Genomic DNA, 18,821 nt, shown 5'->3' with positions numbered 1-18,821 from the left:
GATCCCGGGCACACCTCGGGGGGTCGTGATAAGACGCTTATTCCTTTCCCCGACACCAAGCTGCCTTTCACTAACGGATGCGGAGGCCGCATCCGACTGACACCAGGGAAAAGGATCCCAGAATGCGCCAGACTGGCACCGTGAAGTTCTTCAATTCGTCCAAAGGTTTCGGCTTCATCACTCCGGAAGGTGGGTCGAAGGACGTGTTCGTTCATGTTACCGCGCTCGAAGCTTCGGGCATCAGCCATCTCGCCGATGGCCAGCAGGTGACCTTCGAGGTCGAGCCGGACCGTATGGGCAAGGGCCCCAAGGCCGTCAAGCTCGAGCTCGTCTAAGCGAGACCGTTTCGCGCGCGGCTTCCAGCAGCCGCGGGCAGGCATTACAAGGCGCCGCCGGTCACCCCGGCGGCGTTTGTCGTTTGTGGTCGACGTTTTCCGATCAACGAAATCCCGTTTCGCGCATTCCGAGAGTCCGGTAAGGTCGTCTGACAAGAAGAAGCTCGGAGGAGGACGTGCGATGAGGGGAATTCTTGCAGCGGTCGCGGCCGCCGGACTGCTGGGGAGCGGCGCCGCCGCCTCGGCGAATTGCGATGACGGCGAACGCGTCGTCAAGTTCAGCCATGTCGTTGCCGCCAAGGGCCATCCGAAAGGCGAGGCCGCGGAGAAGCTGGCCGCGCGGGTCAATGACGAAATGAACGGGGTCCTCTGCATGGAGGTCTACCCGAACACCACGCTCTATGACGACGACAAGGTGATGGAAGCGCTGCTGCTCGGCGATGTCCAGCTTGCGGCGCCGTCGCTGTCGAAGTTCGAGGCCTATACGCTGAAATACCGGCTGTTCGACCTGCCGTTCCTGTTCCAGGACCTTGGCGCGGTCGAGCGTTTCGTCAACAGCGACCAGGGCAAGGACCTGCTGCTCGTCATGGACGATGTCGGACTGACCGGCCTCGGTTACTGGTCGAGCGGTCTCAAGCAGTTCTCGGCCAGCAAGCCGCTGCTGCTGCCGACCGACGCGGACGGGCTGAAATTCCGCATCCAGACCTCCGATGTCGCCGAGGCGATGATCGGGGCGATGGGCGCCAATGCCCAGAAGCTCGCCTTCTCCGAAGTGTATGGCGCGCTGCAGACCGGCGTCGTCGACGGACAGGAGAACACCTGGTCGAATATCTACACCCAGAAATTCTTCGAGGTGCAGGACGGGATCACCGAGACCAACCACCAGCTCCTCGCCTATCTCCTCGTCACCTCGCAGGAATTTCTCGACTCGCTCGACGACGACACGCGGACGCAATTCCTGGCGATCGTCGATGCGGTGACGGCCGAGGCCAATGCCAGCGTGGCCGAGATCGAGGCGGGCAACCGGCAGCGGATCGCCGATACCGGCGAGGAAATTCGTGAACTGGACCCCGAGCAGCGGGCAGCCTGGGTGGCGGCGATGAAGCCGGTCTGGGCGAAATTCACCGACGATATCGGCCAGGACCTGATCGACGCGGCGGTCGCCGCCAACGGTTCGTCGAACTGAGCAGTTGCCAAGCGTCCGCGCGGCCTGGGTCCGCGCGGGCGATCGGCATTGACGACGGCTGACGGCAGGGGCGCGGCAAGCGGCCGGGAACGGCGATGCCGAGGGGGACCGGGATGCGACGTGTCGGCGGTTTGATCGACCGACTGGAGGAAAGTGTCATCGCAGCGCTGCTGGCGGCGATGACCATCGTTGCCTTCACCCAGGTGATCGCCCGCTACGTGTTCAACACGGGCTGGACCGGGGCGCTCGAATTCACCCGGATCCTGTTCGCCTGGCTGATCCTGTTCGGCATGTCCTACGGCATCAAGGTCGGCGCGCATCTCGGCGTCGACGTCTTCATCCGGATGCTGCCCTCGCGCCTGTTTCGCGCCGCCGCGGTGTTCGGCGCGCTCTGTACGCTCCTCTACGCAGTGATCCTGCTGTCGTCAGACTGGCTGACGGTCTTCGGCATCGACGCGCGGGGCGGGGCCATCGACTACTGGCAGAAGATGCACAAGATCGGAATCGGTCTCGACGACCTGCGCTTTCCGATATGGATGCAGGAGGCCTTCGGGCTTCAGGAGCGGGTGCATCGCTGGATCGCCTACCTGATCCTGCCGATCGGCCTGGCGCTTCTCGCCTTCCGGTCGCTGCAGGCGCTGGTCGCCATCCTTCGCGGCAAGCGCGAGACGATCATCGCCGCGCATGAAGTCGAACCCGGCGGTGACGCGGGGCACGCCGACCAGCCAGAGACCCGCGGTTAGCGGCATGGAGACCGCCTTCCTCTTCATCGCCGTGCTGGTGCTTCTCTTCCTCGGCGTACCGATCGCGGTGTCGCTCGGCCTGTCGAGCGTGCTGGCGATCGCGCTGTTCTCCAACGACTCGATCTCCTCGGTGGCGCTGCAATTGTTCACCGCGTCGCAGAACTACACGCTGCTGGCGATCCCCTTCTTCGTGCTGGCCTCGGCCTTCATGGCGACCGGCGGCGTGGCGCGGCGGATCATCCGCTTCGCCGTTGCCTCGGTCGGCCATTTCCGTGGCGGGCTGGCGATGGCGGCGGTTTTCTCCTGCATGCTCTTCGCCGCGCTCTCCGGTTCGTCGCCGGCGACCGTGGTGGCGATCGGCACGATCGCCATCGCGGGGATGCGCGAGGTCGGCTACAGCAAGTCCTTCGCCGCCGGGGTGGTGGCCAATGCCGGGACGCTCGGCATCCTGATCCCGCCGTCGATCGTCATGGTGGTCTACGCGGCGGCGACCGATGTCTCGGTCGGCCGGATGTTCCTGGCGGGCGTCATCCCGGGTCTGGTCGCCAGCCTGGTGCTGATGGTGGCGATCTACATCTTCGCCCGGATCCGCAACATGCCTGCGCAGCCCTGGCGCGGCTTCGGCGAATTGTTCGACGCCGCGGTCGGCGCCGGCTGGGGCCTGTTCCTGATCGTCATCATCCTTGGCGGCATCTATGGCGGCGCCTTCACGCCGACCGAGGCGGCGGCGGTCGCGGCGGTCTATGCCTTCCTCATCGCGGTGCTCGTCTATCGCGACATGGGGCCGCTGAAGGGGGTGCCGTGGCGGCACGAGGGCGAGGCGCTCGGCGCCGCGGCCTTCCGCAACGCTTCCCTGATCGTCCTCCGCTTCCTGCCCGCCTGCTTCCACGGCGACACCCGCAAGGTACTGGTCGAAGCCGGGCGGACGACGGTGATGCTGATGTTCATCATCGTCAACGCGCTGCTCTTCGCCCATGTGCTGACCTCGGAACGCATTCCGCAGGTGATCACCGAATGGATGATCGGCGCCGGCTTCAACTGGTTCACCTTCCTGATCGCGGTCAACCTGCTGCTGCTGCTTGGCGGCCAGTTCATGGAGCCGTCGGGCCTCCTGCTGATCGTCGCACCGGTGGTGTTCCCCATCGCCATCGAACTCGGAGTCGACCCGATCCACCTCGGCATCATCATGGTGGTCAACATGGAGATCGGCATGGTGACGCCGCCGATCGGGCTGAACCTGTTCGTCACCTCCGGTATCACCGGCATGAACCTGGTCGAGGTGGTGAAGGCGGCGGCGCCGTTCGTTGTGATCCTGTTCTTCTTCCTGATCCTGATCACCTATGTGCCGGCGATCTCGACCTGGCTGCCCTATTCGCTGATGGGGCCGGAACTGATCACGACGCGGTAGCCGCGATGAGCGTCGGGCGTTAGAAAGTCCCGGGAGGGAAGCCGGTCGGGGAGGACGCCATCAGGATCGCAGTCACCGGGACCCATGGCAGCGGCAAGACGACGCTGGTCGAGGACTTCCTCGATACGCACCGGCACTACGAGCACGCGCAGGAGCCCTACTGGGACCTGGCCGAACAGGGCGTGGCTTTCCCCGACGCGCCGACGATCGACAGTTTTGCCGAACAACTGGAGCACAGCGTCCGCGTCATCCTCGGCAGTACCTCCGAAGCCGACATGATCTTCGACCGCTGCCCGCTGGATTTCATCGCCTATCTGGAGGTGCTTGGCGAGAAGGAGGGTGTCGAGTGGGCGCCATCCGGCAAGCTGCTGGCACGGATCGAAGCCGCCCTGTCGACGCTCGACCTGATCGCGTGGCTGCCGCTGTCGCAGCCCGACGAAATCAAAGCGACAATCGAATACCCGAAACTGCGTCGCGCCGTCGACGCCAGGCTGGCGGGCATTCTCCGCGACGACGATCTGGGGCTGCTCGAGCAGGGGCCGCGCATTGTCGAGATCGGCGGATCGCGACCGGCGCGGCTCGCGCGACTGGTCCAGGCGAGCGCCTAGCAGCGCGGCTCGCCTGCAGGGTCAGGCCGCTTCGCGGGGCCCTCCATGAACTGGCGGGTGAGTGCGGGGGCCAATTCGTCGGCGAGTTGCTGCTGCGTCTTGCCGGTGTGCTTCGAAAACTGGCCGTCGATGAGCAATCCGGCGAGGCCGTGGACCATCGACCAGATGCCGACGACCTCAACGGCAAGCTGGGGATCGGACATCGGGTCGTCGGAGCCGCGATAGGCGCCGACCGCGCGCACCGGATAGGCGAAGGCCGAGTCTCCCGCCGCGCCGTGGACGGGATCGTCGCAATCGAGCAGGGCGGAGCGGAAGATCAGGTTGTAGAGGTGCGGGTTGTCGACGGCGAAACGGACATAGCCGCGGCCGATGGCGACGATGTAGTCGATGCCGCCGGGCGGGATGCCCTCGGCGCAGTCCGCCATGCTGGCCGACAGCCGCGCGAAGCCGATCGCCGCCAGGGCCGTGAGCAGGGCGCGGACATCCTTGAAATGATGGGCGGGGGCGGCATGCGATACGCCGGCGCGGCGGGCGCAGCCGCGCAGCGTGAAACCGTCGACGCCCTTCTCGGCCAGCTCCAGCTCGGCGGCGGCGAGGAGTGCCGCCCGCAGGTCGCCATGATGGTAGCCGGCGGCGGTCCTTGCCGGCGCTGAGGGGGCCTTGGCGGGGTCGGTTCGTGGTGTCGCCATGCGTTGCCTTTCGGTCCTGTTTCTTCCCGGCGGGCCTGGCCCTGGCCGCCGACTCCTGTTCGCGAAGATAATCGCGATCCTGACAGCGTCAAGAATAAATCTTGACAGCGTAAACATCGACGGGTAGTGGTCCCGTCATCTAGTCGCCGTCAAGATGGAGGTGGAGGATGTCCCAGTTCGAAACGATCTTTGCAATCGCCAACCCGGTCGCCCTTGTCGGGTGGCTGGGGCTGGTGGTCTTTCCCGGGCGCAAGCTGGTGGTTGACGGTATCAGCGGGTTGCTGATCCCGGCGCTGCTCGGCGTCGCTTATGCCGCGCTGATCGGCGCCTATTTCGCTGGAGCCGACGGCGGTTTTTCCAGCATCGAGGCCGTGCGGACGCTGTTCCAGTCCGACGCGCTGCTGGTCGCCGGCTGGCTGCACTACCTCGCCTTCGACCTCTTCGTCGGCGCGTGGCAGGTGCGGACGGCGCGGGCCGAAGGCATTCCGCATCTCCTCGTCATCCCCTGCCTGGCGCTGACCTTCCTGTTCGGTCCGGTCGGGCTGCTTCTCTTCCTCATCATCCGTTTCGCGCGGACGCCGCGCCTCGCTCTGGAGACCTGACGCCATGTCGATGATCACGCTCTCGTCCAGCCGCAGCATCACGCCGCCGCATTCGCTTGTTGCCCGCATCGACGCCGAAGGGCGCCGACGCCAGCCACTCCTGTGGGGTGCCGGACTGGCGATGCTGGCGCTGATGGTGCCGACCTACGCCGCCTACCTGATCGACGACCGCCTCCTCAACGGCATCAATGTCTGGACCAAGCCGCTCAAGTTCGAGGTGTCGATCGGGCTGTTCCTGGCGACGCTGGCGTGGCTCTGGGGGTATCTGCCGGAAACGAATCGCAAGGGGCGACTGCTCAACGGCTACGCGGTCGCGGCGACAATCGCGGCGACGTTCGAGATCGCCTACATGATCCTGCAGGCAGGGCGGGGCGTCCATTCGCACTTCAATGACACGACGGCGCTGGAAGGCGCGATGTACTCGCTGATGGGGCTCGGTTCGGTGACCATGACCAGCATGGCGCTGGTCCTCGGGATCGCGCTGATCCGCCATCCTCGCCGCGACCTCTCGCCGGCCTTCCGGCTTTCGGTGGTGCTCGGACTCGTGCTGACCTTCGTGCTCGGGACGGCCGCGGGTATCGCGATCTCGGCGAATGGCAGCCACTGGGTGGCGGCGGCGGCAAGTGACGCTGGCGGCGTGCCGATCTTCGGCTGGACGCGGGAGGGCGGCGACCTTCGGGTCGGCCACTTCTTCGGCATGCACGCGATGCAGATCCTGCCGCTGCTCGGTCTTCTGGTCGCAGGCAATCGATGGGGCCGGTCCGCGGTGTGGCTTGGTGCCGCTGCGCTGACGGCGCTGACGGTGGCGACCACCGCACAGGCGCTGGCCGGCCAGCCCTTTCTCAGCTTCCTCGGGTAAGGGGCAACGAGAGTCCGGGCCGCGCTTGCGGAGACGCAAACGGCAGAAAGGCGTCGCCCGGGTTTCCCCAGCCGACGCCTCCCTGTCAGGCCGGTTCGGTTCCGACTGCGCGGCCCGAAGGCGCGCTGTCATGGCCATCCCGGTTCTGATGTGTCCGGAACCTTGCCTCCATCGCTGGAGGCGCTGTCCCTTCCACCGCCGTTCCGGACCTTGCGGTCCCTCGCGACGCCCGCCGAACGGTTGTGCCGCCGTTCACGGGAGCATCGGCCTGCTTTCAATCACGGTCGGCATTGCTGACGCTCATGGTCAAAAGCAACTCCGCCGGGCATTCCGGTTCCTCGGCTTTCGCCGCGCCGCCGGGGCGGTTCCGCTCCGCGCCGATCTCGATCACCCGATTTGCCCGTTCAGGCTCGATCAACGCTTGCAGTAGGGAGATGATGGACCGGACAGGGCCGCGTGAAAAGCTGCAACTCGGGCGATTGGGACTAGCGGGGATACCGGGGAGAGGCGGTCGATGGCAGTGGAACTGCCAAACGACTCACCTCGACGCGAAACACCGCGCTTGATCACGCGAAGCTGGCAATCTCCTCGAAGTCGAGGCGCGGACTGCGGGGATACAGCTTGTCTGCGTCGCCGTAGCCGATGTTGATCAGGAAGTTCGACTTCACCGTCGTGCCGGCGAAGAAGGCTTCGTCGACCTTGGCATTGTCGAAGCCGCCCATCGGACCGGCATCGAGGCCGACGGCGCGCAGGGCCAGGATGAAATAGGCCGCCTGCAGCGTGCCGCTCTGCCGCGCCGTCAGGTCGATGAAGGCGTCGTTGCCGACGAACCACGCGCGGGCATCGGCATGGGGAAAGAGCTTCGGCAGCTTGTCGTAGAAGGCCATGTCGAAGCCGACGATGGCGGTCACCGGCGCGGCCATGGTCTTGGCGAGGTTGCCCTCGGCCAGGCTTGGCTCAAGCAGCGCCTTGCCCTCGTCGGTCTCGACGAAGACGATGCGAAGCGGCGACGTGTTGACCGCCGTCGGGCCCATCTTGGCCAGTTCGACCGCCTCCTCGAGCAGGGCGTGCGGCACCGGCGTATCGAGGAAGGCGTTGTGGGTCCGCGCCTCGCGGAACAAGCGGTCGAGCGCCTCGGCATCGAGCTTGGCCGGCAGCGGATGCGCGCCATCGAAATTCTTGAAGTTCACAACCTGGTTCATAGGTCCCCTCATGCTTTTTCAGGGAGCGGCCCCGCCGCCCTTCCTTTTCTGGAAGGTGGGGCTCTTGAACCATCGATGGAACTAGCCAAATACTGCTCTTATCCATCAGTTGAGAAGATAGAACATGCTTGATTCCCTGACCCTCGACCAACTTCGCAGCCTCGTCGCCGTCGCCGAGGCCGGCAGCTTCTCTGCCGCGGCACGCAAGCTCGGCCGCGTCCAGTCGGCAATCAGCCAGTCGATCCAGTCGCTTGAAACGTCGCTGGGGACACCGCTCTTCGACCGCAGCGGCAAGGTGCCGAAGCTCAACGACGCCGGCCGGGTGATCCTTGCCGACGCGCGGCGGCTGCTCGACGGGGCAACGACGCTCAAGGCGCGGGCCGAGAGCATCGTCCAGGACATGGAGGCGGAGCTGACCCTGGCGGTCGACGCGATCTTCCCGATCGTGGTGTTGACCGACAGCCTCAGGGATCTCGCCGCCGAATTCCCCAACCTGCCGGTGACGCTCTTCACGGAGGGACTGGGTGGCGCGGAGCAGCGGCTTCGCGACGGGGCGGCGCGCCTGGCGCTTTATGTGCCGTTCGCCAATATCGGCGAGAACCGGGAGATGGAGTATCTGGTCAGCATACCGACGTCGCCGGTGGTCGCCAGCGACCATCCCCTGGCGGCGATTGACGGCCCGATCGGCCGCGACGAACTCGAGGCGGCGGTCCAGCTCGTGCTCACCGACCGGACGTCGGTCTCGGACGGGATTTCCGGTGGCATCGTCAGCCACCGAACGTGGCGGTTCGCCGACCTGACGACACGGCTCGACTTCCTGCTCGCCGGCTTCGGCTGGTGCCACATGCCGACCCACATGGTGCGCGACCATATCGCCGCCGGGCGGTTGAAGGTGCTCGACCTCAAGGAGAAGAGCTCGGCCGACTTCGCGATCCACATCGTGCATGAGCGCGGGCGGCCGCCGGGACGCGCGGGGCGATGGTTGATGGACCGCATCCGCCGGCGGATTCCGCAATGCGTCGGACACGGGCTTGCGACGAAACCCATCAGCCAGACAGATGGTATGGATCAGAATTTGAGCACTTTGCCCGAGGTCCTGACGGAAGGACATTGACCGGTACTGACCCTGCGGCCCTCCCGTCGCCGGGTCGCCACGCAGGACCGGAGACATGGTGCAATGCTGAATATCGCCGTCATTCTCGGCAGCACACGCGAAGGCCGTTTCGGAGAGAAGCCGGCGCGCTGGATTTTTGACGAACTCGGGAAGCGCAAGGAGGTCAGGGCGGAATTCCTCGATCTCCGCGACTATCCGATGCCGTTCTTCGACCAGCCGGTATCGCCCGGCTACATCACCGAGCCTTACGAGAACGAGGTGGTGGCGCGCTGGACGAAAAAGATCGATGCCCAGGACGGGTTCATTGTCGTCGCGCCGGAATACAACCGCAGCGCCGGCGGCGAAATGAAGAACGCGTTTGACTGGGTCTATAATCAGTGGGCCCAGAAGGCGATCGGCTTCGTCGGCTATGGCAGCGTCGGCGGGGCGCGGTCCGTCGAGCATATGCGCCTGATCGCCATCGAATTGCAGATGGGACCGGTGAAGCATGCGGTCCACCTGCCGATCGACGTCTACCTGTCGATGATGAAGCTGGAAGCCCCGGTCGACCCGGCATTGTTCGCGCCCGTCCAGAAAACCGCCGATACCATGCTCGACCAGCTGATCTGGTGGACGAGTGCGCTCAAGGCAGCGCGGGGCAAGGAAGCCGTGGCCAAGGCGGCCTGACGCCTGCTCCCGGCCGCGATCGAGCGGCCGGGCTGGTCCTGCCGGTCGCAGGCGCTATTCTCCCCTTCCGTTCAGGCCGGGGAAGAGCATGGCGACGCACAGACCATTGTTTCCGGAAGGACGCGGTGCGCTCCGCAGTGTTGCGCCCGGTCCCGAGGCGTCGGCCTGCCCGCGGGCGTCCCGGCCGTTCGTCCTGGCGGCGACGATCCTCGCTTCTTCGATGGCCTTCATCGACGGCACGGTGGTCAACATCGCTGTGCCGACGATCCAGCGCGGGCTCAATGCCGATATCGCGGACATGCAGTGGGTGCTGAACGGCTACCTGCTGATGCTCGGCGCGCTGATGCTGGTCGGTGGCGGGCTGGGCGACCGCGTTGGCCGGCGCCGCATCTTCCTGATCGGCATCGTCCTGTTCACTGTCGCGTCGGTGGCCTGCGCCCTGGCGCCGACCGTCGACCTGCTGATTGCCGCGCGCATCGGGCAGGGGATCGGTGCGGCGCTGCTCGTCCCGCAAAGCCTGGCGCTGATCACCGCCAATTTCCCGAAGGAAAGCCGCGGCCGGGCGATCGGTACCTGGGCGGCGGCCTCGGCGATGACGACGGCGCTCGGGCCACCGATCGGCGGTCTGCTGATCGACCTCCTGTCATGGCGGGTCGCCTTCTGGATCAACCTGCCGATCGCGGCGATCGCGATCTGGCTGACCTACAGGCATGTGCCTGAGAGCCGGGACGAGACGGCGCATGGTCCGGTCGACTGGCAGGGCGCGACCACCGCGACGCTCGGCTTCGGCGCCATCACCTACGGGCTAATCGGGCTTGGCGAGACGGATGGTTCGCTGCTGCCGGCGCTGGCCGCGATCGTCGTCGGCCTGGCGCTGATCGCCGCCTTCGTCGCCATCGAGCGGCGGGCGGTTAACCCGGTGATGCCGCCGAGCCTGTTCCGCTCCCGGGTGTTTACCGGCGGCAACATCGTCACGGTGCTGCTCTACGGCGCGCTCAGCGGTTCGCTGTTCCTGCTGCCCTTCGACCTCCTGGTGATGCGCGGGATGAGCGTCGCCGATGCCGGGCTCGCCTTCCTGCCGCTGGGGCTGATCATCGGCTTCCTGTCGCGGCCGATGGGGGCGCTCGCCGATCGCCATGGGCCGCGCCTGTTTCTCACCGTCGGGCCACTGCTGGTCGCGGCCGCCTGTGCCGGGCTGGCGCTCGGGCTGGCGAATTTCTGGATCGGGGTGCTGGTCCCGCTGCTGGTGCTGTCGCTCGGCATGGCGATCGTCGTCTCGCCGCTCACCACGGCGGTGATGAACGCGGCGGAAGAAGGCAAGTCGGGCGCTGCGTCCGGCGTCAACAATGCCGCGAGCCGGTTGACCGGGGTCATCGCTGTCGCTGTCGTCGGGGCGCTGGCGAGCCTCGTCTATCGCACGACCGCGCCGGATGGCGCGCCGCGCTTCGGCCTGTTGCCGGCGGTCGACGACGCATTGCGCGCCGGCGCCGAGGCGGCGTTTCTCAACGGCTACCGGACCGGCATGATCATGGTCGCGGCGTGGGCGCTGCTGGCGGCGGTGGCAGGATGGATATCGCTGCCGGCCGGGACGCCGGCCGAGCCGGATTCAACCAACGAAGCCTGAGCGTGGCGGCGGGTTGTCACCGGTTGCCCGGCGCGCAGACCCTGACGATTTCCGGGCCATCACTGGAGGCGCCGGCCGGCGCCCTCGACGGCGTGCAACGGAACTGGGAGCTGTTCTCACGCGACTCATAGCCGGTTGGCGTCAGGAGCCGGATATCGGGTGTGCCTGCGCCCCAGATACCGCCGGATCGGCCGATCAGCGGACCGTCGCCCGCGGCCGCCGAAGCGACGCCAAAAAGGATGGCGGCCGTGCTTATGGCCGCGATCACCGAAGCTTTCACGATTGTGTGTCCTGGTTCTGTCAGCAATCAAAAACTGTGACTTATTTGGTCGCTTGAAGCGCGGGCGGAATGAGCCAAATAGTGAGGGTATTCATCAGTCAGGTTCACAGTCCCTTGCTCGACCCATTGACCCTCGATCAATTGAGGATTCTCGCCGTCGTTGCCGATACCGGCAGCTTCTCCGCAGCCGCCCGCCAGTTGGGGCGGGTCCAGTCCGCCATCAGCCAATCGATGCGAACGCTGGAAACCGCTCTCGGCACCGCGATTTTCGATCGTGCCGGCAAGATCCCGACACTGAATGACGCGGGACGGGTCATTCTGGCCGACGCGCGGCGCTTGATCGAAGGGGCCGGGGCGCTCAAGGCCCGGGCCGAGAGCATCAACTCCGACATCGAGCCGGAACTGACCCTGGCGGTCGATGCGATCTTTCCGGTCGAGGTGCTGGCCGGCAGCCTCAAGGACCTGGCGCGGCAATTCCCCGACCTGCCGGTGACGCTCTACACCGAGGGCTTGAGCGATGCCGAACAGCGGTTGCGCGACGGAACCGCGCGGCTGGCGCTCTATGTTCCCTTCGGCGACGTGGCCGACAACCGCGACATGGAATATCTGGTCCGGATTCCGACCGTGGCGGTGGTCGCCGCCGATCACCCGCTTGCGGCGATCGAAGGGCCGCTCGGTCGCGACGTCCTGGAGCGCGAGGTGCAACTGGTCCTGACCGATCGCACCTCGATCGCGGACGGTCTCAGCGGCGGCATCGTCAGTCATCGCAAGTGGCGGTTCGCCGACCTGACGACGCGGCTCGAATTCCTGCTTGCCGGCTTTGGTTGGTGTCGCCGCATGCCGACCCACATGGTGCGGGAGCACATCGCGTCGGGACGGCTGAAGGTGCTGGACCTCAAGGAGCAGTCCGGACCTGACCTGGCTATCCATATCGTCTATGTCCGGGGACGCCCGCCCGGTCGCGCCGGGCGCTGGCTCATCGACCACCTGCGCAAGGAGCTGCAGGACTGTGTCGGGTGCGGCGAGGAGATGGTCGAAAGCGTCTGACTGTCAGCCGGCGAATACCTGTCGGCGCGGCGACTGTCCTGGTAACGAGGCAAGAAAAAATCCCTGCGTGATCAATCCCCTTTGAGGAAGGATCACGCGGGGATTTTCGTGTTCGGACCGGGCGCGACGCTGCGACGCGCCCGGTCTCGATCGTCCATCAGCTGACGCAGTAGGAGAGATTCGGATTGATCTGCGCGTCGGTGCTGTTCTGAGCTTCCAGACAACGGAAGCGGTCGTTGTTGGAGTCGGCGGCGAGCTGCGTGTAGCCGGCGACGTTGTCGATGGTCAGGGCCGGGGCGGTGGAAGCGAAGCCCGAGCTGGCGCCCATCAGGAGAGCGGCGCCCGTGGCGGCTGCGATGATCAGGGTCTTCATGATGTGAGTTCCTTTTGTAGGCGTTCTTGCTTGTCGATGAATGACAGGCGGACTTGCCTGTCAGGCAGCGGCGTTAGCAGAAGGTGCGGTTGGGATTGATCTGCGCGTCAGTGCTGTTCTGAGCGTCGAGGCAGCGGAACTGCTCGTTGGCGGTACCGGCGGCGGCAAGCTGCGAGTAGCCGGCGACATGGTCGACGGTCAGGCTCTGGGCCGGGCTGGTGGAAGCGAAGCCGGCACTGGCGCCCATGAGGAGAGCGGCACTGGCGGTGGCTGCGATGATCAGGTTTTTCATGATGTGATTTCCTTTAGTGGCGTTGTGGTTGTCAGAAGTGACAGGCGGACTTGCCTGTCAGGCAGCGGCGTCAGCAGAAGGAGAGGTTGGGGTTGATCTGCGCGTCGGTGCTGTTCTGAGCGTCGAGGCAGCGGAACTGCTCGTTGGCTGTACCGGCGGCGGCAAGCTGCGAGTAGCCGGCGACGTGGTCGACGGTCAGGCTTTGGGCCGGGCTGGTGGAGGCGAAGCCGGCGCTGGCGCCCATGAGGAGTGCGGCACTGGCGGTGGCTGCGATGATCAGGGTCTTCATTGTCGTTCTCCGTTGCGAAAGTTAGCCGACGAGTTTGTCGGTGCAGCGAGGAGATGGGGTCGGTAACGGGAACCGGAATGCGCAAAAAGATGACTTCATCCATCACAAAAATGATGGGTGGAATCCTGAAACTTTTGCGGTGGCCAGCCGACGCGTTCGCGGGGTGGCGGGATTGCTCGGCTTCGCAGCAAAGGCGCGGACGGATCACTGGCGCCTGCCGGCGACGCCGCATGGCTTTCGCCGGCTATGTCACGATGACGTGTATCGGTGGTGATCCATGGGACGCCAACGCGGCGTGATCGGCCGCCATGGCGGAGTGCGTTTCCGCCCCCTGGCGGGAACGAATGCGGCCGGCGCTCCTTGATACATTGAGGCGGCGCCTGAAACCGACAAACGGAAATCGCCATGACGTTCCCAAGCATTCTCATACCGGCGATCGCCGCCTTGGCGTTCGTCGCTTCGCCGCTAACGGCGCTTGCCGACGACGAGCCAATGGCCGGGCCGGAGGACTGCGTCGTCGCGCCGCAACCAGGCGACGGGCTTGTGACGCCGGACGAGACGCCGCTCGACCCGACGGACGATCCGACTCTGAGCGACATGCTGGATCCTTGCGACGGCGTGCTGACCCCCGAGCCTGCGGGCGACGACGACATCACCATCGCGCCACCGGAGAGCGGCGAGACGCCGGTCATTGCGCCGGACGACCTGCCGCCGCAGCCGCCGCAGGCGGAATGAGGTAGAAGCCGGTCCTTGCAGTTCTACCGGCATAGCGTCCTGATGCCGGCCCCTGGCCGGCATGCTAGTGTGGCTCCTGCCTCAAGGCTCCCGGGACTCGCCGATGCTGACCTATGCTTTTGTGCCTGCGCGCGCCGGATCGAAGGGGCTGCCCGACAAGAACATCCTGCCGATCGGCGGTCATCCACTGCTTGCCTATGCCATCGCCTTCGGCCGCGCGCTCAACATCGATCGCGTCATCGTCAGCACCGACTCTGAGCGTTATGCGGAGATTGCTCGCCGCTACGGCGCCGACTGTCCTTATCTGCGCGGAGCGCGGGCAAGCGGGGATACGGCGATGGAGGAGGATATTCTCGCCGATCTCGCGGAGAACCTGCCGCGCCATGGGATCCCGATGCCGGACATCTGGATCAGGTTGAAGCCGACGAACCCGTTCCGCAGCGTCGACAGCGTTCACGCCGCGCTGGATCACCTCAGGACCTCACCGGAGATCGACTCGGTCCGTATTGTCAGCCAGTCGGACGCCCGCGTGTGCGTGATCAACCGCGACGGGTGGCTGGAACCGCTGCTCGAGTCCTGGGATCGCGGTCGTTCGGTGATGCGGCGGAGCGAGTTTCAGGACGTCTTCAGCCCGTTCAATCTCGATGTCCTGCGCCATAATCTCTGGCTGGAGCGAGGGGCGGCCTACATGGGGCAGCGCATCCGCGCGATCGTCGAGAACAAGATCACCGGGCTCGACATCAATGATCGTGACGACTTCGAGATCGTCAAAGCGCTGATCGAGACGAAGCCGCGACCATCGATCGTCGCGCGCTACCTGATCGACCCATGACATCGGGCAATGAATCGACGGTTGTGGGAAGACAAGGGTTGCGGACGGGGCGACTGTTCTTCGTCGTTCACAGCGAAACCCATCTGGAGATCCTGCGCGCGACCATCAGACTTGTGGAGCGGGCGGGCCACCCGGTCAGCCTGGTCGCGGTTCACCCGCGAGCGATCGACGTATTGGACGGGATCGGTCGTTCATGGATCGACGTCGCAGCGATGGAGGCGGCGGCCCGCCCCGGCGACATTATCGTTCTCGCGGCCGACTGGGGGCCACCCATGCTCGTCGATGCAATCGGCAGACTGAAAGGCGCCGGTGTCAGGGTGATCGGGGTGGTCGAGGCGCCGCGGTTCGCATTGCCCGACAGGTACCGTCAGGTCGACGAGATGCTTGTCTGGGCGCCGACGGCAAAGGCGGCGTTCGATGTTCCCGTCCATGTCGTCGGCTCGCCGGTTCTGGAGAAGCGTCTCGCGAAGCGGCGACCGGCCCGGCGGAAGGGGCCGATCCTTGTCAACTACAAGAACGCACCGCCGGAGCGCGCGGAAGAGGGAGCCGGGTCCTGGTTCCCCCAGGTCCTGAGCGCCTGTCGCGGCAAGGGGCGAGTCGTCCTGTCAGCGCATCCGGCCGCGGTGGGTGTTCCGCCGGACGCGGTTCCCTCGAACAAGCCGATCGGGCGGCTTTTGCGCAAGGCACGGCTCCTGATATCGCGGCCATCGATGACGGTGCACCAGGCACTCGCCATCGGCACGCCGGTGGTCCTCTTTCCCAGGCCCGGCGAAGAGCTCTGCGAATTCGCGGACCCGATGGGTGCCTTCCGCATCGCGCGGAGCCCCGACGAGCTTCGCGCTCTTGTGGCCGACGCTTGTCGCGGGGCGCCGGACGCATCGACGGCGTTTCTCGACCACCACCTGCACGTCGATCCCGACCGCCGTTCGTCTCAGCGGATGGCCGACGCGATCCTGGACGCGCTACGACGAAACATGCCAGCTGGAATCGCCGCGTCCTGATCGTCAGGGGAGCCTGGCGGTGTCGGCTGCCTACTCCGCCGCCTTGTTGTGGTGACGGGCGAGGAAGTCGGCCATCCGGGTCATGGCGCGCTGGATGTTCTCGGCGGAGTTGGCGTAGGAGACGCGGACATAGCCCTCGCCGAGGATGCCGAAATCCGGGCCGCCGATGATGGCGACGCCCTCGTCCTCCAGCATGGTCTTTGCCAGCGCCTTGGCCTTGAAGCCGGTCTGCCTGATGTTCGGGAAGGCGTAGAAGGCGCCCTTGGGGACGATGCAGGAGACGCCGGGGAGCTTGTTCAATTCCTCGACGACGATCTGCCGGCGCTTGTCGAATTCGGCGACCATCGCGCCGACCGAATCCTGCGGGCCGGTGAGCGCCGCCAGCCCGGCGAATTGCGACGGGGCGTTGACGCAGGACCAGGCGTTGACCGCCAGCTTGCGCATGTTGTCGTAGAGCGCGTCCGGCCAGATCGACCAGCCCATGCGCCAGCCGGTCATCGCGTAGGTCTTCGACCAGCCGTCGAGCAGGATCAGCCGGTCGCGGATTTCCGGATAGGTGAGGAGCGAGACATGGTCGAGACCGTCATAGGTCATCTGGCCATAGATCTCATCGGAGAGGATGGCGACGTCCGGCCAGTCGGCGAGGCCGGCGACCAGCTTGTCGATCTCGACCTTCGGCGTGACGCCGCCGGTCGGGTTGGCCGGCGAGTTGAGGATGATCAGCCGGGTTTGCGGCGTGACCAGCGCGAGCGTCTCTTCGGCCGAGAAGGCAAAGCCGTTTTCCTCGCGGATCGGGATCGGGATCGGATTGGCGCCGGTGAACTCGATCATCGAGCGATAGATCGGGAAGCCGGGATCGGGATAGAGGATATCGGCGCCGGGCTCGCCAAACATCAGGATGGCGGAGAACATCGTCACCTTGCCGCCGGGGACGATCATCACCCGGTCGGGCGAGACCTCGACGCCGGTGCGGCGGAGGGTGTCGGCGGCGACGGCTTCACGCAGCGGCCGGATGCCGTTGGCCGGAGTGTAGCCATGATGGCCGTCATGCAGCGCCTTGACCGCCGCCTCGACGATATGGTCGGGCGTGCGGAAATCGGGCTGGCCGATGCCGAGGTTGATGATGTCGCGGCCCTGGCTGGCCAGATCGGTGGCGCGGGCAAGAACGGCGAAGGCATTCTCCTCGCCAATCCGGTCGAAGCCCGGAATCGTATGCAGCATGGACGCAGCCTCCCGGCCTGTTATCGTTGAATCGGGCGCAACTCTTGGCGCATAAATCCGCCGAAATCAAACGGCATCACCTGCCGTGGAACCGACAGGAACGCCATGCCAGACACGGCCGGGAAACGACGGGTCTTTCGTGCCCTGCATGAGGGCGGCTGCTTCGTCATCCCCAATCCCTTCGATATCGGCAGCGCGCGCTACCTGCAGTCGCGCGGCTTCAAGGCGCTGGCGACGACGAGTTCCGGCGCGGGGTGGAGCCTCGGCCATGCCGATGGTGACGTACCGCTGGACACAATGCTCGAGCACATTGCGGCGATCGTCCGGGCGGCCGATGTGCCGGTCAACGCCGACTTCATGGACGGCTACGGGGCGACGCCGGACGATGTCGCGGCCAATGTCGCGCGGTGTGTCGCGACCGGGGTCGCGGGCCTGTCGATCGAGGATGCCACGGGCGATCCGGCCAACCCGCTTTACGCATTCGACCATGCGGTGGCGCGCGTCGCGGCGGCGCGGGCGGCGATCGATTCCTCGGGCGCGGACGTGTTGCTGACGGCGCGGGCCGAGTGCTACCTGACCGGCCACGACGCGCCGCTGGCCGAAGCGATCCGCCGGCTCATCGCCTTCGCCGAGGCGGGCGCCGACTGTCTCTATGCGCCGGGACCGACCACCCGCGCCGACATCGCGGCGATCGTTCAGGCGGTCGCACCGAAGCCGGTCAACGTGCTCGCCCGAAATCTCGACGGGCTGACCGTCGCGGACCTCGCCGGACTCGGCGTGCGGCGGATCAGCGTCGGCGGACTGCTGGCGCGGATGGCATGGACCGGGGTCATCGCCGCGACGGACGACCTTGCGGAGGGGCGGTTCGACGCCTTTGCCGGCGCGGCGTCCGGTGGGCCGCTCAACGATCTTTTCGCGCGCGACGCGGAAGAGGGAGGACAGGCATGAGCCGGGACGGGGATCCATTGCAGCCGGTCGGGTCGGTGGTCGATGCAACGCCGGCCGCGCGGCCGGATGCGACCGGGCTTGCCGGACGCTACTGCCGGATCGAGAAGCTCGACCCGGCGCGTCATGGCGACGCGCTGTGGCAGGCGATGAAGGGCGACGACGGGCTGTGGACCTACATGGCCAACGGACCGTTCGCCGACGGCAAGGTCTTCGCCAATTGGCTCGACGAGTCGGCGGTTCGGCTCGATCCGCATGCCTATGCGGTGTGCGACTTCGCCAGCGGCGCGGCGGAGGGCATCGTCACGCTGATGGAAATCCGCCCGGCAATGCGGGCGATCGAGATGGGCAGCATCGTCTATTCGCGCCGCCTGCAACGGACGCCGAAGGCGACCGAGGCGCAGTATCTTGTGGCGCGGCATGTGTTCGAGACGCTCGGCTATCGCCGCTACGAATGGAAATGCAACGCGCTCAACGCCCCGTCGCGGCGCGCGGCGCTGCGGCTGGGCTTTACCTTCGAGGGCATCTTCCGGCAGCATATGATCGTCAAGGGACGCAACCGGGATACGGCATGGTTCTCGATGCTCGACAGCGAATGGCCGGCGCGCAAGGCCGCCTTCGAGGCATGGCTCGACCCGGCGAATTTCGACGCCGCGGGCAGGCAGAAGCGGCCGTTGGCGGCCGCGGGCGACCAGACGTGACGCCGATCGGAACTGGACCAGAGGGGACGACCCCTCCCCAAAACCGCTTCGCGGTTTTGACCCTCCCAC

22 protein-coding genes are annotated in these 18,821 nt (G+C 66.1%); 16 read left to right on the top strand and 6 right to left on the bottom strand.

The features are described 5' to 3' along the window. Positions 1-122: 122 nt before the first annotated feature. From BLT60_RS03520 to BLT60_RS03500, 5 genes are all read left to right on the top strand, one after another. Entirely contained in the window at positions 123-335 is a 213-nt protein-coding gene (locus BLT60_RS03520; RefSeq protein WP_090874795.1) for a cold-shock protein, read from the top strand. Between the two features lie 181 nt (positions 336-516). Continuing rightward, on the top strand, positions 517-1,521 hold the full coding sequence (locus tag BLT60_RS03515) for a DctP family TRAP transporter solute-binding subunit (protein ID WP_090874794.1): 1,005 nt from the start codon (positions 517-519) through the stop codon (positions 1,519-1,521). 113 nt (positions 1,522-1,634) lie between these two features. Continuing rightward, complete coding sequence (locus BLT60_RS03510) at positions 1,635-2,264, top strand: TRAP transporter small permease (RefSeq protein WP_090874793.1); 630 nt, start codon at positions 1,635-1,637, stop codon at positions 2,262-2,264. A 4-nt stretch (positions 2,265-2,268) separates the two neighbouring features. Continuing rightward, positions 2,269-3,672, top strand: a complete 1,404-nt coding sequence (locus tag BLT60_RS03505; protein WP_090874792.1) for a TRAP transporter large permease — start codon at positions 2,269-2,271, stop codon at positions 3,670-3,672. A 59-nt stretch (positions 3,673-3,731) separates the two neighbouring features. Continuing rightward, positions 3,732-4,280: an AAA family ATPase gene (locus tag BLT60_RS03500; protein WP_090874791.1), complete on the top strand. Its 549-nt coding sequence runs from the start codon at positions 3,732-3,734 to the stop codon at positions 4,278-4,280. On the opposite strand, the gene BLT60_RS03495 is transcribed toward BLT60_RS03500, so the two are convergent. Next, the gene (locus BLT60_RS03495; protein WP_175478273.1) at positions 4,277-4,969 is read right to left on the bottom strand and encodes a TetR/AcrR family transcriptional regulator; all 693 of its coding nucleotides are present in this window, start codon (positions 4,967-4,969) and stop codon (positions 4,277-4,279) included. The two genes, BLT60_RS03500 and BLT60_RS03495, sit on opposite strands and share 4 nt — an antisense overlap. A gap of 167 nt (positions 4,970-5,136) precedes the next feature. Between BLT60_RS03495 and BLT60_RS03490 the strand changes: the two genes are divergently transcribed. Both BLT60_RS03490 and BLT60_RS03485 read left to right on the top strand, forming a co-directional pair. Further along, entirely contained in the window at positions 5,137-5,571 is a 435-nt protein-coding gene (locus BLT60_RS03490) for an ABA4-like family protein (protein WP_090874789.1), read from the top strand. Positions 5,572-5,575: 4 nt separating this feature from the next. Beyond that, positions 5,576-6,430, top strand: coding sequence for a hypothetical protein (locus tag BLT60_RS03485; protein ID WP_090874788.1), 855 nt, complete (start codon positions 5,576-5,578; stop codon positions 6,428-6,430). Between the two features lie 566 nt (positions 6,431-6,996). On the opposite strand, the gene BLT60_RS03480 is transcribed toward BLT60_RS03485, so the two are convergent. Next, positions 6,997-7,632, bottom strand: coding sequence for a malonic semialdehyde reductase (locus tag BLT60_RS03480; protein ID WP_090874787.1), 636 nt, complete (start codon positions 7,630-7,632; stop codon positions 6,997-6,999). Positions 7,633-7,756: 124 nt separating this feature from the next. Here BLT60_RS03480 and BLT60_RS03475 point away from each other — a divergent pair, with 124 nt between their 5' ends. The 4 genes from BLT60_RS03475 to BLT60_RS03455 all read left to right on the top strand — a co-directional run bounded on the left by BLT60_RS03475 (position 7,757) and on the right by BLT60_RS03455 (position 12,363). Next, entirely contained in the window at positions 7,757-8,746 is a 990-nt protein-coding gene (locus BLT60_RS03475) for a LysR family transcriptional regulator (RefSeq protein WP_090874786.1), read from the top strand. 63 nt (positions 8,747-8,809) lie between these two features. Continuing rightward, complete coding sequence (locus BLT60_RS03470) at positions 8,810-9,412, top strand: NADPH-dependent FMN reductase (protein ID WP_090874785.1); 603 nt, start codon at positions 8,810-8,812, stop codon at positions 9,410-9,412. Between the two features lie 88 nt (positions 9,413-9,500). Further along, entirely contained in the window at positions 9,501-11,036 is a 1,536-nt protein-coding gene (locus BLT60_RS03465; protein WP_090874784.1) for an MFS transporter, read from the top strand. 394 nt (positions 11,037-11,430) lie between these two features. Then, the gene (locus BLT60_RS03455) at positions 11,431-12,363 is read left to right on the top strand and encodes a LysR family transcriptional regulator (RefSeq protein ID WP_090874782.1); all 933 of its coding nucleotides are present in this window, start codon (positions 11,431-11,433) and stop codon (positions 12,361-12,363) included. 157 nt (positions 12,364-12,520) lie between these two features. On the opposite strand, the gene BLT60_RS03450 is transcribed toward BLT60_RS03455, so the two are convergent. From BLT60_RS03450 to BLT60_RS03440, 3 genes are all read right to left on the bottom strand, one after another. Next, a complete protein-coding gene (locus tag BLT60_RS03450) occupies positions 12,521-12,736 on the bottom strand; it encodes a hypothetical protein (protein ID WP_090874781.1) in 216 nt (71 codons plus the stop codon). A gap of 73 nt (positions 12,737-12,809) precedes the next feature. Beyond that, positions 12,810-13,028, bottom strand: coding sequence for a hypothetical protein (locus BLT60_RS03445; protein WP_090874780.1), 219 nt, complete (start codon positions 13,026-13,028; stop codon positions 12,810-12,812). Between the two features lie 70 nt (positions 13,029-13,098). Continuing rightward, entirely contained in the window at positions 13,099-13,317 is a 219-nt protein-coding gene (locus BLT60_RS03440; protein ID WP_090874779.1) for a hypothetical protein, read from the bottom strand. A gap of 405 nt (positions 13,318-13,722) precedes the next feature. Between BLT60_RS03440 and BLT60_RS03435 the strand changes: the two genes are divergently transcribed. The 3 genes from BLT60_RS03435 (at position 13,723) to BLT60_RS03425 (ending at position 15,885) form a co-directional block, all read left to right on the top strand. Further along, positions 13,723-14,052, top strand: a complete 330-nt coding sequence (locus tag BLT60_RS03435) for a hypothetical protein (protein WP_090874778.1) — start codon at positions 13,723-13,725, stop codon at positions 14,050-14,052. Between the two features lie 103 nt (positions 14,053-14,155). Then, on the top strand, positions 14,156-14,884 hold the full coding sequence (locus BLT60_RS03430; protein ID WP_175478272.1) for an acylneuraminate cytidylyltransferase family protein: 729 nt from the start codon (positions 14,156-14,158) through the stop codon (positions 14,882-14,884). 38 nt (positions 14,885-14,922) lie between these two features. After that, entirely contained in the window at positions 14,923-15,885 is a 963-nt protein-coding gene (locus tag BLT60_RS03425) for a hypothetical protein (RefSeq protein ID WP_090874776.1), read from the top strand. 30 nt (positions 15,886-15,915) lie between these two features. Here the strand turns inward: BLT60_RS03425 and BLT60_RS03420 are convergent, their stop codons facing one another. Then, a complete protein-coding gene (locus BLT60_RS03420) occupies positions 15,916-17,106 on the bottom strand; it encodes a pyridoxal phosphate-dependent aminotransferase (protein ID WP_090874775.1) in 1,191 nt (396 codons plus the stop codon). 105 nt (positions 17,107-17,211) lie between these two features. Between BLT60_RS03420 and BLT60_RS03415 the strand changes: the two genes are divergently transcribed. Beyond that, entirely contained in the window at positions 17,212-18,054 is an 843-nt protein-coding gene (locus BLT60_RS03415) for an isocitrate lyase/PEP mutase family protein (protein WP_090874774.1), read from the top strand. Then, positions 18,051-18,752 (top strand): GNAT family N-acetyltransferase, encoded by a 702-nt coding sequence (locus BLT60_RS03410; RefSeq protein WP_090874773.1) that lies wholly within the window; start codon positions 18,051-18,053, stop codon positions 18,750-18,752. The genes BLT60_RS03415 and BLT60_RS03410 overlap by 4 nt, the downstream gene beginning before the upstream one ends. Positions 18,753-18,821: the final 69 nt, after the last annotated feature.

The organism is Bauldia litoralis (genome assembly GCF_900104485.1).
GTDB classification, from domain to species: domain Bacteria; phylum Pseudomonadota; class Alphaproteobacteria; order Rhizobiales; family Kaistiaceae; genus Bauldia; species Bauldia litoralis.
The sequence above is the reverse complement of the archived record's forward strand: the minus strand, read 5'-3'. Positions and strand labels throughout refer to the sequence as shown.

What these genes read in the sequence shown, in the direction of transcription:
- BLT60_RS03435 (WP_090874778.1), top strand. Translation starts at nt 13,723, where the DNA reads ATGACGTTCCCAAGCATTCTCATACCGGCGATCGCCGCCTTGGCGTTC.
- BLT60_RS03450 (WP_090874781.1), bottom strand. Translation starts at nt 12,736, where the DNA reads ATGAAGACCCTGATCATCGCAGCCGCCACGGGCGCCGCTCTCCTGATG.
- BLT60_RS03470 (WP_090874785.1), top strand. Translation starts at nt 8,810, where the DNA reads ATGCTGAATATCGCCGTCATTCTCGGCAGCACACGCGAAGGCCGTTTC.
- BLT60_RS03440 (WP_090874779.1), bottom strand. Translation starts at nt 13,317, where the DNA reads ATGAAGACCCTGATCATCGCAGCCACCGCCAGTGCCGCACTCCTCATG.
- BLT60_RS03465 (WP_090874784.1), top strand. Translation starts at nt 9,501, where the DNA reads ATGGCGACGCACAGACCATTGTTTCCGGAAGGACGCGGTGCGCTCCGC.
- BLT60_RS03415 (WP_090874774.1), top strand. Translation starts at nt 17,212, where the DNA reads ATGCCAGACACGGCCGGGAAACGACGGGTCTTTCGTGCCCTGCATGAG.
- BLT60_RS03420 (WP_090874775.1), bottom strand. Translation starts at nt 17,106, where the DNA reads ATGCTGCATACGATTCCGGGCTTCGACCGGATTGGCGAGGAGAATGCC.
- BLT60_RS03430 (WP_175478272.1), top strand. Translation starts at nt 14,156, where the DNA reads ATGCTGACCTATGCTTTTGTGCCTGCGCGCGCCGGATCGAAGGGGCTG.
- BLT60_RS03520 (WP_090874795.1), top strand. Translation starts at nt 123, where the DNA reads ATGCGCCAGACTGGCACCGTGAAGTTCTTCAATTCGTCCAAAGGTTTC.
- BLT60_RS03515 (WP_090874794.1), top strand. Translation starts at nt 517, where the DNA reads ATGAGGGGAATTCTTGCAGCGGTCGCGGCCGCCGGACTGCTGGGGAGC.
- BLT60_RS03480 (WP_090874787.1), bottom strand. Translation starts at nt 7,632, where the DNA reads ATGAACCAGGTTGTGAACTTCAAGAATTTCGATGGCGCGCATCCGCTG.
- BLT60_RS03475 (WP_090874786.1), top strand. Translation starts at nt 7,757, where the DNA reads ATGCTTGATTCCCTGACCCTCGACCAACTTCGCAGCCTCGTCGCCGTC.
- BLT60_RS03410 (WP_090874773.1), top strand. Translation starts at nt 18,051, where the DNA reads ATGAGCCGGGACGGGGATCCATTGCAGCCGGTCGGGTCGGTGGTCGAT.
- BLT60_RS03490 (WP_090874789.1), top strand. Translation starts at nt 5,137, where the DNA reads ATGTCCCAGTTCGAAACGATCTTTGCAATCGCCAACCCGGTCGCCCTT.
- BLT60_RS03445 (WP_090874780.1), bottom strand. Translation starts at nt 13,028, where the DNA reads ATGAAAAACCTGATCATCGCAGCCACCGCCAGTGCCGCTCTCCTCATG.
- BLT60_RS03495 (WP_175478273.1), bottom strand. Translation starts at nt 4,969, where the DNA reads ATGGCGACACCACGAACCGACCCCGCCAAGGCCCCCTCAGCGCCGGCA.
- BLT60_RS03510 (WP_090874793.1), top strand. Translation starts at nt 1,635, where the DNA reads ATGCGACGTGTCGGCGGTTTGATCGACCGACTGGAGGAAAGTGTCATC.
- BLT60_RS03485 (WP_090874788.1), top strand. Translation starts at nt 5,576, where the DNA reads ATGTCGATGATCACGCTCTCGTCCAGCCGCAGCATCACGCCGCCGCAT.
- BLT60_RS03505 (WP_090874792.1), top strand. Translation starts at nt 2,269, where the DNA reads ATGGAGACCGCCTTCCTCTTCATCGCCGTGCTGGTGCTTCTCTTCCTC.